General features: G+C 43.2%; 8 protein-coding genes and 1 other RNA gene. 4 read left to right on the top strand and 5 right to left on the bottom strand.

The features are described 5' to 3' along the window. Window positions 1–45 precede the first annotated feature (45 nt). The 4 genes from sufB to H0913_RS08295 form a co-directional block, all read right to left on the bottom strand. Window positions 46–1,545 carry a Fe-S cluster assembly protein SufB gene (gene sufB / locus H0913_RS08310; protein ID WP_132494846.1) on the bottom strand — a complete coding sequence of 500 codons (1,500 nt, stop codon included), beginning with the start codon at window positions 1,543–1,545 and terminating at the stop codon, window positions 46–48. A 16-nt stretch (window positions 1,546–1,561) separates the two neighbouring features. Further along, window positions 1,562–1,930 (bottom strand): Fe-S cluster assembly scaffold SufA, encoded by a 369-nt coding sequence (gene sufA, locus H0913_RS08305; RefSeq protein ID WP_036950521.1) that lies wholly within the window; start codon window positions 1,928–1,930, stop codon window positions 1,562–1,564. A gap of 383 nt (window positions 1,931–2,313) precedes the next feature. After that, the gene (locus tag H0913_RS08300; RefSeq protein ID WP_036950426.1) at window positions 2,314–2,730 is read right to left on the bottom strand and encodes a hotdog fold thioesterase; all 417 of its coding nucleotides are present in this window, start codon (window positions 2,728–2,730) and stop codon (window positions 2,314–2,316) included. Then, a complete protein-coding gene (locus H0913_RS08295; RefSeq protein WP_181478508.1) occupies window positions 2,727–5,783 on the bottom strand; it encodes an FAD-binding and (Fe-S)-binding domain-containing protein in 3,057 nt (1,018 codons plus the stop codon). The genes H0913_RS08300 and H0913_RS08295 overlap by 4 nt, the downstream gene beginning before the upstream one ends. Window positions 5,784–6,037: 254 nt before the next feature. Here H0913_RS08295 and ydiK point away from each other — a divergent pair, with 254 nt between their 5' ends. Together ydiK and rprA are read left to right on the top strand one after the other, a co-directional pair. Further along, window positions 6,038–7,153 carry an AI-2E family transporter YdiK gene (gene ydiK, locus H0913_RS08290; protein WP_036950431.1) on the top strand — a complete coding sequence of 372 codons (1,116 nt, stop codon included), beginning with the start codon at window positions 6,038–6,040 and terminating at the stop codon, window positions 7,151–7,153. Between the two features lie 233 nt (window positions 7,154–7,386). Then, an RNA gene (gene rprA / locus H0913_RS08285) (antisense sRNA RprA) lies at window positions 7,387–7,496 on the top strand. Between the two features lie 341 nt (window positions 7,497–7,837). On the opposite strand, the gene ppsA is transcribed toward rprA, so the two are convergent. Further along, the gene (ppsA, locus tag H0913_RS08280) at window positions 7,838–10,216 is read right to left on the bottom strand and encodes a phosphoenolpyruvate synthase (RefSeq protein ID WP_181478506.1); all 2,379 of its coding nucleotides are present in this window, start codon (window positions 10,214–10,216) and stop codon (window positions 7,838–7,840) included. A 281-nt stretch (window positions 10,217–10,497) separates the two neighbouring features. Between ppsA and ppsR the strand changes: the two genes are divergently transcribed. Both ppsR and H0913_RS08270 read left to right on the top strand, forming a co-directional pair. Next, window positions 10,498–11,340: a pyruvate, water dikinase regulatory protein gene (ppsR, locus tag H0913_RS08275; RefSeq protein ID WP_154604422.1), complete on the top strand. Its 843-nt coding sequence runs from the start codon at window positions 10,498–10,500 to the stop codon at window positions 11,338–11,340. A 136-nt stretch (window positions 11,341–11,476) separates the two neighbouring features. Next, window positions 11,477–12,526: a 3-deoxy-7-phosphoheptulonate synthase gene (locus H0913_RS08270; protein ID WP_181478504.1), complete on the top strand. Its 1,050-nt coding sequence runs from the start codon at window positions 11,477–11,479 to the stop codon at window positions 12,524–12,526. The last annotated feature ends 221 nt before the right edge of the window (window positions 12,527–12,747 follow it).

Below are 12,747 nucleotides of genomic sequence, written 5' to 3'. Positions count from 1 at the left end.
ATCAACATGCCTTTAGCGCTCAAGCGCAACTAAACTCGATTAGGATCAGCCCACACTGTGTTCTAAGCTGATAGCCAATAATTTTTGTGCCTCAACGGCAAACTCTAATGGCAACTCTGAGAAAACATCTTTACAGAAGCCGTTAACAATCATTGAGATAGCATCATCTTCGCTGATCCCACGTTGTAAGCAATAAAACAGCTGGTCTTCGCCAATGCGCGACGTTGTCGCTTCATGTTCCAATTGCGCGGTATTGTTCTTCACTTCCACATACGGGAAGGTATGAGCGCCACATTGGGTACCAATCAGCATGGAATCGCACTGGGTGAAGTTACGGGCGTTATGGGCGCTCGGGAGTATTTTGACGAGCCCACGATAACTATTTTGGCTTTTACCTGCCGAAATCCCTTTCGAGATAATCGTTGAGCGGGTATTTTTGCCGATGTGGATCATTTTAGTGCCCGTATCCGCTTGTTGGTTACCATTGGTCAGTGCGACAGAGAAAAACTCCCCAACCGAATTGTCCCCTTTTAAAATCACGCTTGGGTATTTCCACGTAATGGCAGAACCCGTTTCGGATTGTGTCCATGACATTTTGGAATTTTCCCCTTCGCACAGGGCGCGCTTAGTCACGAAATTGAGAATTCCCCCGGTTTCGCTATCACCACCCGAGAACCAGTTTTGAACTGTCGAGTACTTCACTTCGGCATCTTTATGGATAATCACTTCCACAACCGCAGCGTGCAATTGATAGCTATCTCTCACCGGTGCTGAACACCCTTCGATGTAGCTCACATAACTGCCTTCATCCGCAATTAAGATTGTGCGTTCAAATTGCCCTGTTTTTGCCGCATTAATACGGAAATAGGTCGATAACTCCATCGGGCAACGCACCCCTTTCGGGATGTAAACAAAGGTTCCGTCCGATGCCACGGCTGCATTCAGTGCAGCAAAAAAGTTATCGTGGCTAGAAACGACGCTACCTAAATATTTTTGCACCAGTTCAGGGTACTCTTGAATCGCTTCGCTGAACGAACAGAAAATAATCCCGTGTTTGGCTAAGTCGCCACGGTAGGTTGTCGATACAGAAACGGAGTCAAAAATTGCATCTACCGCCACTTTGCTGCCTTCACGGACAGGCACGCCAAGCTGATTGAAGGCATCTTCGACTTCACTCGTCAGGTAATTCGCTTCTTCCGCAGCGCCTGTTGATTGCGTCGCGCCTGGCTGTGAGCCACAGGCATCATCACACGACCCGCACGATGGCGCGGAATAATAGCTGTAATCTTGGTAATCCAAATTTGGATAATGGGCTTTCAGCCAGTGTGGCTCTTCCATGCCTTTCCAGTGATTAAAGGCATCAAGACGAAATTGCAGCATCCACTCAGGTTCATTACGCTTCGCAGAAATAGCACGAACCACATCTTCATTTAGCCCTTTCGCCATCTCATCGGTGGCAACTTGGGTAAAAAAGCCTTCTTTATAACGTTTTTCATCAAGCCAGCTTTGAACATCTTCGCCAACTTCTACATTGCTCTGAGACATAATCTAGCTTCACAAGTTAAACGCCGAAGCTTTCACCACACCCACAGGCATGTTGAGCTTTCGGGTTATTAAATTTAAAAATATGGTTAAGCCCTTCTTGGACATAATCCACTACCGTGCCATCAATGAATGGCATTGCTTTTTTAGGCACATACAAGTGTGCACCATCGAGTTCAAACACTAAGTGGTCATCTGTTGGGTTTTCAATCATCTCGAAGACGTATCCAAAACCTGCACATCCCGACTGTTTCACGCCGAGGGATAGACCTTTGCTATTCGGTGTTTGAAGAACTAACTTATTGATCTGTTTAGCGGCACTTGGGGTTAGGCTGACGCCCTGCCATGAATTTTCATCCAATGAAAATGTTTCTACACCACCAGTCATATTGACCTCACTTTTCTTATGGTTTTTCAGCCTGTTATCAGCGATTTCTTCTCTATATGACATGGTAATGATTACCCATATGACTTCAACCATTTGTTTTAAGAGGTTATAGCGATGAGAACGGTTTACTGACAGGATTTTAGTTTATGGAAATATCTAACCAATTAATAATTAAGAAATAAATCTCATTCATGATAATATTTTTTATGTATTATTGAGTACATAAAAATAACACAAATTAATAAAGTGATATTCGGTTTAGTACCACATTCATTGAATGAGAATGAATAAATTAGATAAGTTATAAAGAATTGATATGAAAGATAAATATAGGATTGATACCCTCAAATAAACTGAGGGTATCAAAAGAAACAAACTGCTGATTATTCAAACAATACGGCAGTTGTTAAACGGGAGGTGCAACACAGTTGGTTTTTCTCGTTAAAAATTTCGATATTCCACACTTGCTGACGGCGCCCCAGATGAATCGGTTTGCATACGCCTCTCACCACACCTTCTCGCGCAGCACGAATATGGTTTGCGTTAATTTCCACACCAACTACACGTTGATCACCTTCACTGCATAGGTAGCCTGCGATTGAGCCTAAGGATTCAGCTAATACAACCGAGGCACCACCGTGTAGCAAACCAAAAGGCTGTTTGGTGCGATGGTCGACTGGCATGGTACCTTCAAGGTAGTCATCACCAAAACCTGTAATTTCAATCCCTATATGGCCTAACATACAGCTTTCAGCCATCGCCGCCATTTGTTGCAAGTTAAATTGACGCTTCCAAATCATGAAACAATCTCCAGTAAGGCTTGAATTGGGTGTTTGATTGCCGTTTTTTCCATTCGTTTTACTTGGCTACGACAGGAATATCCCGAACTTAAGCAACGTTCTAGGGGCAGTTTTTCTATCGCAGGTTTCCACGACAGGTTGTAAATACCTTTTGAATTTTCAAGGTTAGCGACTTCATGACCATACGTTCCTGCCATTCCACAGCATCCAACACTCACGTTTGTGAGTTTACGCCCGTAACGGGAAAACAGTGTCGCCCATTGGTTGGCGCTATTAGGTAATGCCGTTGATTCGGTACAGTGGCCAAAGAGATACCAAGGCTGCTCATCCGTTCCGTCATTCTTGGTTTGTTCCGGTAATGAAGTTAACCATTCATGAGCCAGCATTACCGTAAATTGACATTGTTGCTCACCTAAAATTTCATGGTATTCATCGCGATAACACAGTACCAATGCAGGGTCGACACCCACCATCGGTAATTGCAGTTTAGCAACGCGATTTAAAAAGTCCGATGTTTTACGTGCGGTTTTCGCAAAACGGCTTAAGAAACCTTTGATATGCTGCGCTTTACCATTCGGTGAGAATGGGAGTAACACAGGTTTATAGCCCAATTTTTCAATCAGGCGAACAAAGTCTACCACCACTTTGGCATCGTAATAGCTAGTGAATGGGTCTTGCACCACAAGCACATGGTTTTCACGCTGGCTGGCAGACATGCCTTCAAGCTGCTCCAATGTCAGGGAGGTCGCCGAATGCCCTGATAACTCCTGTTTCAGCGTCGGTTGAGAAAATAACGGTAAATCCACCATACCAATGGTGTGCTCGCTAAGTTTCTGAATTACTGTTTGACGCAAGAAGAAGTTAAAAACGCCCGGCGCTTTTGACATCAACGGAGCGCTGGCTTCCACATTCGCCACAATATGGTCACGAACTGGTCGCAAGTAACGGCTATGGTACAGAGCAAGAAATTTTGCTCGGAAAGACGGCACATCAATTTTAATTGGGCATTGAGTCGAGCACGCTTTACAAGCTAAACACCCAGACATTGACTCTTTCACTTCATGGGAAAAATCATAATCCCCCTGTTTCGCCCGCCATGAGTTACGCGTTTTTTCAATCAATCCACGTAACGATGGAGATTCGCTTTTCACGCCTTTTTCAATTTGCTCTGGTGTGACGCCCTGCTCCGCCAATAAACGTAGCCATTCACGAACTAACGTTGCACGACCTTTCGGCGAATGTACACGCTGACGGCTAATTTTCATCGATGGGCACATTTGGCTTTTCACATCAAAGTTGAAACAGAGCCCGTTGCCGTTACAATCCATCGCACCGCGGAACTCTTGGCGTATTTGAATTGGGATTTGACGATCGTATGTGCCACGTTTAGCTGCATCCACCTGTTTCATTGGGGCATCTACACCAGCTGGAGGGCAAATTTTTCCAGGGTTCAAACGGTTATCAGGGTCAAATGCCGCCTTAATATTGCGCAGCTCACCGTAAAGCACTTCACCAAAGAATTCTGGGCTATATTGCGCTCTGAAGCCTTTACCGTGTTCCCCCCACAATAAACCACCATATTTTGCCGTCAAAGCAACAATTTCATCCGAAATTTGCTTCATTAACATTTCTTGCTGAGGGTCGCACATATCTAGTGCTGGGCGAACGTGTAAAACACCCGCATCTACGTGACCAAACATTCCGTAATTCAGTTTATGGCTATCCAATAGCGCTCTGAATTCCGCAATATAATCCGCAAGATGTTCGGGGGGTACACAGGTATCCTCAACAAATGGGATGGGTTTCGCGGCACCTTTGCTGTTGCCCAATAACCCCACCGCCTTTTTACGCATATTATAGATACGGGTAATATCAGCAAGGTCATGACAAACTTGGTAGCCAATCACGCCCGCTTGATGGCTCGCCATCAATTCATCAAGGCGTTGGCATAAGCTATCAGTCAAATGATTGATTTCGTCTTCATCATCGCCACTAAACTCAACAATGTTTAGCCCAAGCATCTCTTTATTCGGCACATCAGTGATCAGCGATTTTACAGAGTGCCAAACAATATCTTCTTTCGCGAGATTCAGAACCTTCGAGTCGACGGTTTCTACAGAGAGCGCTTGCGCCTGCACCATAAATGGTGCGTTACGCAACGCGGATTCAAACGAATCATATTTGACGTTCACCAAACGGCGCACTTTCGGTAGCGGCGTGATATCCAGAGTGGCTTCCGTTATAAACGCCAGCGAGCCTTCAGACCCCGTTAAAATTCGCGTTAAATCAAACTGAGTAAGGTCATCATTAAAAACATGGCGTAAGTCATAGCCCGTTAAAAATCGGTTTAGTTTTGGAAATTTTTCTTCGATTAACGAACGCTGTTCTAAGCAGCGTTCAAGAACGGTTTTATAGATACGCCCTTCGACTGAATCCTCTAACGCAATCGTTTGGGCGAGTTCGATAGGCATAGCGCGAGTATCGAGGCAAGCGCCCCCTAAAACCATCGCTTTGACACCTAAAACATGGTCTGACGTTTTGCCATACACTAAAGACCCCTGTCCAGAGGCATCAGTGTTGATCATTCCGCCCAATGTTGCTCGGTTACTTGTGGATAGCTCCGGAGAGAAAAAGTAGCCATACGGTTTTAGAAATTGGTTGAGTTGGTCTTTAATCACGCCAGCTTCAACTTTTACCCATCCCTGTTCTGGGTTGATTTCTAAAATTCGATTCATATAGCGGGACATGTCCACCACAATCCCTTCGGTGAGCGATTGCCCATTGGTGCCCGTTCCCCCGCCACGCGGCGTGAAACTTAATTCGCGGTATTTATCTTGCCCAGCAACGCGGGTAATAATTTGTACATCAGCGCTGGAACGAGGGAAGATGACGGCTTGTGGTAATAGCTGATAAATGCTGTTGTCAGTAGCCATGGATAAGCGCTCAGCGTAACTGGTGCCAGTATCACCAGTAAAACCTTGCTGTTGTAGCTCGTGCAGAAATTGGATAGCTAGCTGACTAAGATGTGGTGCTTCAGATATACGCGGGATCATTATTAATCATGACTCTTGTTGTTGAGTAATCGCATTTGTCGTTATGTACTATCTTTAGTTTAAGTAGCACAATAGGCACAAGGTTTATTGAAGTGTTCCCTCGCAGCCTGTAAAGATAGCGCATCTGCCGGTGACATTGTCAGTAAAACCATATCACAATATCGTTTCTTTTAAGCATGAAAAATAATTACGTTATTTTCACCTGTAAAAGCCCTAACCCCACAGAATTTTCATTTGTTAAGGATTGATCATTAATGGAAAAATCGCAAAAACGTTTGGATTTACCCAAACTCGTCCTGGGACTGCTCTCCATTATCTTTATGATAGCGACCTGTTTTTGGGTCTTAAGCCCATTTATTTTAGGATTCGTATGGGCGGGGATGATGGTGATTGCTACTTGGCCAATTCTCTTACGACTACAAGCACGTCTTTGGAATAAGCGCTGGCTTGCTTCACTGACCATGGTTCTATTGATCTTCCTTCTTTTTGTTATTCCAACCAGTATTTTGATTGGCAGCATAATTCAAAACAGTGCGCCGCTTATCGAATTAGCGAAGTCACCGGCTAGTATCACCTTGCCGGATTTAGAGTGGCTGAATCAAGTGCCTATGGTCGGAGAGAAACTTTATTACGCTTGGCACAGTTTAGTCGCGAGTGGTGGTAATGCGTTATTGGCTAAAGTTCAACCTTATTTCGGTCAAGCCGCAGGATGGTTTGCAACGCAGGCCGTTAGTGCCAGCCGCTTCTTATTCCACCTCGTATTAATGTTACTGTTTAGTGGGCTGCTCTATTATAAAGGTGAGCTGGTGACAATCGGTGTTCGTCACTTTGCCGTACGTCTTGCGGGCATCCGTGGCGACGCAGCGGTGGTACTTGCAGCACAATCTATTCGTGCAGTCGCACTTGGCGTGGTTGTTACCGCGTTAATTCAAGCCATTGTAGGTGGCGTCGGTTTAGCTCTATCGGGTATTAGTTACGCCGCCATTTTGACGGTCTTGATTTTTATCTGCTGCGTCGCACAACTTGGCCCACTATTAGTCATGGTTCCTTCCGTTCTATGGCTATTTTGGACTGGGGATACCACCTGGGCAATCATTCTCGGTGTCTGGGCGGCAGTGGTTGCCACAATGGATGGCGTATTACGCCCTTGGCTGATTAAAATGGGTGCAGATCTTCCTATGGTACTTATTTTAGTGGGTGTTATCGGCGGTATCTTATCATTCGGTATGATTGGCTTATTCATTGGTCCTGTGGTGCTGGCTGTCTCTTATAGCCTGCTCAAAGCGTGGATGAATGAAGTGGCTCCACCAAGTGAGAATTTAGAGGCCACCGAAAAATTCCTTGAAGAAGAATTCTTAATGAAGAAATAAATTTCATTTAATTCGAGAAAATATGTTTCATTTTGAACATATTTTCTCGACTATCTATTCTCATTAATATTTAGAAACAATATTTAACACACTACTGTTAGTTTTTATCTTTAATTATGTTAATATTCCCCCCATCGAATGAATAATCATTTGGGAACAATAAGTAATATCTTATTAAGAGTGTTCCGAGTGATTAACTTATTTAAACAGTTTAATATATCCCTGTTAATATCTCTTCGATAACGAATTAATAAGTTATGTTATTTAATTTCTAACGTAACTTACTTAACCAAATTGCTGTGTGTAGTCTTTGCCTGTCAGCCCATGATAGGCTTTTTTTTTATCCCTACATCCCCCATCCCCAACTCTCACTATTACAGTGGCAATATAATATTCTAATTACTCTCCTTATACGTAATTACGCATAATTAGAGTAATGGATTTAATGGTTTTAATTATTTAATAACTTTTTATTTAACATTAATAATGAATCTATTTATGAGACTATAGTTTTATTTTGCTGAAAATCTGAATAATATATTATGAATATTTACGTAAATTAAACTTATATTAGGTTTAATTCTATTGCTGTAATAGGTTGCCTCTATATATAAACAAAGGTCGGTAAATAATTATTATTTACCGACCTTCTTATAATGAACAATCTAAAAATGAATAATTAAATTATTGATTTTCAGCGATTGTTAGCCAAGTTTGCACCACAGTATCTGGGTTCAACGATAGGCTATCAATGCCTTCATCTACCAGCCATTGTGCAAAGTCTTGGTGGTCTGATGGACCTTGACCACAAATACCGACATACTTGTTCTGACGCTTCGCAGCCTTGATTGCCATTGATAACATTACCTTAACCGCATCATTACGCTCATCAAACAATTCAGATACAACACCCGAGTCTCTATCAAGACCGAGGGTTAACTGAGTCATGTCGTTAGAACCAATGGAGAAGCCATCAAAGTGTTCAAGGAACTGGTCAGCTAGCAGTGCGTTAGATGGAATTTCACACATCATAATCACTTTTAAGCCATTCTCACCACGTTTCAGGTCGTGTTTTGCCAGCTCAGCAACCACCGACTCGGCTTGTGCTACTGTGCGAACAAACGGTATCATCACTTCAACGTTAGTCAGACCCATCTTGTTGCGAACGCGTTTAACAGCTTCACATTCCAGTGCAAAACATGCACGGAAGCTATCCGACACATAACGCCCAGCCCCACGGAAGCCCAACATTGGGTTCTCTTCTTCAGGCTCATAAATATCCCCACCGACTAAGTTGGCATATTCATTGGACTTAAAGTCAGATAAACGTACGATCACGCGTTTTGGCCAGAATGCAGCGGCGAGTGTTGAAATCCCTTCAGTCAGCTTGCTAACGTAGAATTCAACAGGGTCGTCATAGCCGACCATCATATTGCGGATTTCTGCTTGTAATTCTGGCGTCTGAGCATCGAACTCTAACAGCGCTCTTGGGTGAACACCGATCATACGGTTGATGATAAATTCGAGTCTCGCTAAGCCGACACCTTCGTTTGGTAAGCAAGCAAAATCAAATGCACGGTCTGGGTTACCCACGTTCATCATGATTTTGACGTTCAAGTCAGGCATGTTATCCACTTCAGAGCTGTGAATTTCAAAATCTAATTTGCCATCATAAACGAAGCCAGTATCCCCTTCAGCACAAGAAATCGTGACCTCTTGGTCTTCTTTCAAACGCTCAGTTGCATCACCACAGCCAACAACGGCAGGGATCCCAAGTTCACGCGCGATAATCGCCGCATGGCAAGTACGACCGCCACGGTTTGTCACGATAGCAGCGGCTTTTTTCATGATAGGTTCCCAGTCAGGATCCGTCATGTCCGTCACTAATACGTCACCCGGCTGAATTCTATCCATCTCACTTAAGTTATGGATGACTTTAACCGAACCTGCGCCAATACGATGACCGATTGCACGACCTTCAACTAAGACCTGCCCTTGGTCTTTCAGTTGATAGCGTTCCATAACCTGTTGGTTAGAACGAACGGTTTCCGGACGCGCTTGAACAATATACAAACGACCATTATGGCCATCTTTTGCCCATTCGATATCCATTGGACGACCGTAGTGTTTTTCGATCTGTAAAGCTTGACGAGCCAGCTCTTCCACTTCGTGATCAGCTAAAGAGAAACGATTGCGTAGCGCTTCTGGCACATCTTCAATCTTCACTTGTTTACCGTGCTCTTTACTGTCGGCATAGACCATCTGCAATTTTTTAGAGCCTAATGTACGACGTACAATCGCAGGCTTATTATTTTGTAGGGTTGGTTTATGGACATAGAATTCATCTGGGTTTACCGCGCCCTGTACAACCATCTCACCAAGACCATAAGCGGAAGTAATAAAGACAACTTGGTCGAAACCAGATTCAGTATCGATAGTAAACATAACACCGGAAGAAGCGAGGTCAGAACGCACCATTCTTTGCACACCCGCAGATAACGCGACGCCACGATGATCGTAACCTTGGTGTACACGGTAAGAAATAGCACGGTCATTAAACAGCGACGCAAATACATGTTTAATGGCAACCAAAACCGCATCAATCCCTTGAACGTTGAGGAATGTCTCTTGCTGCCCAGCAAATGAGGCATCAGGCATATCTTCAGCGGTTGCTGATGAGCGAACAGCGAATGACGCTTCTGCTTCACCTTCAGATAATTGAAGGAAAGCTTCGCGAATATCCTGCTCTAATGCTGGCGTCAATGGGGTATCAATCACCCATTGGCGGATCTGAGCACCGGCTGTCGCCAGTTGATTCACATCATCAATATCCGTTTCATCTAGCAGGTTGTAAATACGCTGGTTTACACCGCTCTGCTCCAGAAAATCATTAAACGCCTGTGCGGTTGTCGCAAAACCGTTTGGTACGGATACACCAAGATCGGACAAGTTGGTGATCATTTCACCGAGAGAAGCGTTTTTGCCTCCAACACGGTCAACATCATTCATCCCTAATTGGTTATACCAAAGTACATTACACGGAGTAAGGCCATTTGTGGACATTGAAAGCGATCCTTTTATAGCAATTTAGTGACAGACAACAAATCGTAAAAAATCTCGTTGGCGAAAATTCGCCTCGCGAATAGACTAGCACAGACGTTATGGGAAGATGGACTGGTGAATCGTTCCATCAATTAATAAAATTTTTTTGTTCTAAAAATTGTTCAAAATTTGTCTATACTTCCCCCCATAAATGATTTTTAAATGTTTATTCACTTACAATATTTTCCAAAACTCAGAAAAAATACGATAAAAAGAAGCCAGTTATGAGCGAATTAAATTCTATGAGTAAAAATGCCAGTCAAGTCCAACGCACCGTTTTTTTCATCTCTGATGGTACTGCAATCACAGCTGAAACGTTAGGGCACGCCGTCTTATCCCAATTTCCATTATCCTTTATTTCTTACACCTTACCGTTCGTTACTACGCAAGCACGAGCGCTTGAAATTAAACAAAAAATCGACACTATCTATGCTGAAACAGACCTTCGACCACTGGTGTTTTATTCAATAATTTCCCCTGAAGTGAAAGAAATCATTACTCAAAGTGCGGGTTTTTGTCAGGATATCGTGCAAAGTTTGGTCGCCCCAATACAGAGAGAAGTCGGGTTAGAGCCAGAGCCAAAACTTAATCGTACCCACGGGTTATCCATGCAAAATATGAATCAATATGATGCCCGTATTGCAGCAATTGAATATACCCTCGCTCACGATGATGGCATCTCATTGCGTAACCTTGAACAAGCGCAAGTGATCTTAATTGGCGTCTCTCGCTGCGGTAAAACTCCAACAAGCTTATATTTAGCGATGCAATTTGGCATACAAGCCGCCAACTACCCGTTCACTGCCGATGATATGGACAATTTACAGCTGCCTGCCGCATTACGCCCCTATACCCATAAACTTTTTGGTTTAACCATCAGTCCTGAACGACTCGCGGCAATTCGTGAAGAGCGACGTGAAAACAGCCGTTACGCCTCACTTCGTCAGTGTCGTATTGAAATTGCTGAAGTAGAAGCTCTATTTAGACAGAATAAAATCAATTACTTAAATACTACCAACTACTCTGTTGAAGAAATTTCAGCGAAAGTGATTGATACGATGGGATTACAACGTCGTATTTTTTAACAAAATAAAATATAAAAAATTATTCATTCAACCCAAGTTGGTGGTTTGAATTTGAGCCAGTTTCGTTTATTGTGACCTTAGTCACTAATACGGCTGTACGAAATGGCTCAGCCGAGTAAAAGTTTTGAGAAACAAAATGCATAAAACAGATGAGTTACGAACTCAGCGAGTGGACAGTTTAATTACACCACAAGCGCTCGCTGAGGAATTTCCGATATCCCAAGCAATTGCCAATAACGTGACAGCGTCACGTAAAAGAATTGAAAAGATCCTATCCGGTGAAGACCTGCGCTTACTGGTAATTGTAGGTCCTTGCTCTATTCATGATATTGATGCCGCAATTGAATACGCTAATAAGCTAAATACGTTACGTCAAAAATATCAAGATCGCTTAGAAATTGTCATGCGCACCTATTTTGAAAAACCGCGTACCGTTGTGGGCTGGAAAGGCTTAATTTCTGATCCGCATCTTGATAATTCATGTCAAGTAAACACCGGTATCCGTTTAGCGCGCAAACTTTTGATTGAAGTTAATCAATTAGGGTTAGCAACCGCCACCGAATTCCTCGACATGGTGACGGGGCAATATATTGCGGACTTAATTAGCTGGGGAGCGATTGGCGCTCGTACCACTGAAAGTCAGATCCACCGAGAAATGGCTTCGGCGCTCTCCTGTCCTGTTGGTTTTAAAAACGGTACAGATGGCAATATCAACATCGCTATTGATGCTATTCGTGCAGCCAAAGCACAACATATGTTTTTATCGCCAGATAAGAGCGGGCAGATGACCATCTACCAAACCAGTGGTAACCCTCATGGGCATATCATTATGCGTGGTGGCAAGAAGCCTAACTATGAAGCGCAGTACATTTCACAAGCATGTGAAAAATTAAATGAATTTGGTTTAGCTGAGCATTTAGTGGTGGACTTCAGCCACGGTAACTGCCAGAAAATTCATCGTCGCCAATTAGATGTGGCACAAGATATCGCTCAACAAATTAAGCAAGGTTCCACAGCAATTAGTGGTGTGATGGCAGAAAGCTTCTTAAAAGAAGGTAATCAAAAAATCTGTGCAGGCCAACCTCTAGTTTATGGTCAATCGATTACCGATCCATGTTTAGGTTGGGAAGACACCGAACAGTTGATTGAAATTCTGGCTGACGCGGTTAACTTCCGCTTCAAATAAGTCTCGCGGTCCATAGCCAAAATAAGCGCTTTAAATTGTATTATAATCTAAAGCGCTTATCTCCATTCCTCGCCCAAATAAGTCACTACCAATACATTCATTCAACAATATAATTACCTTGTAATCTCAATTATTTTAATATTATTAACCGAAAAACACTTGATGCCGTCATTTTATTAACGATAATGATTCTCGTTTTTAACTATGTGCTACCCATAGAT

Origin of the sequence: Providencia rettgeri (assembly GCF_013702265.1) — a bacterium.
In the GTDB taxonomy this organism is placed as follows: Bacteria; Pseudomonadota; Gammaproteobacteria; order Enterobacterales; family Enterobacteriaceae; genus Providencia; species Providencia zhijiangensis.
This window is presented reverse-complemented; position numbering and strand designations above follow the sequence as displayed.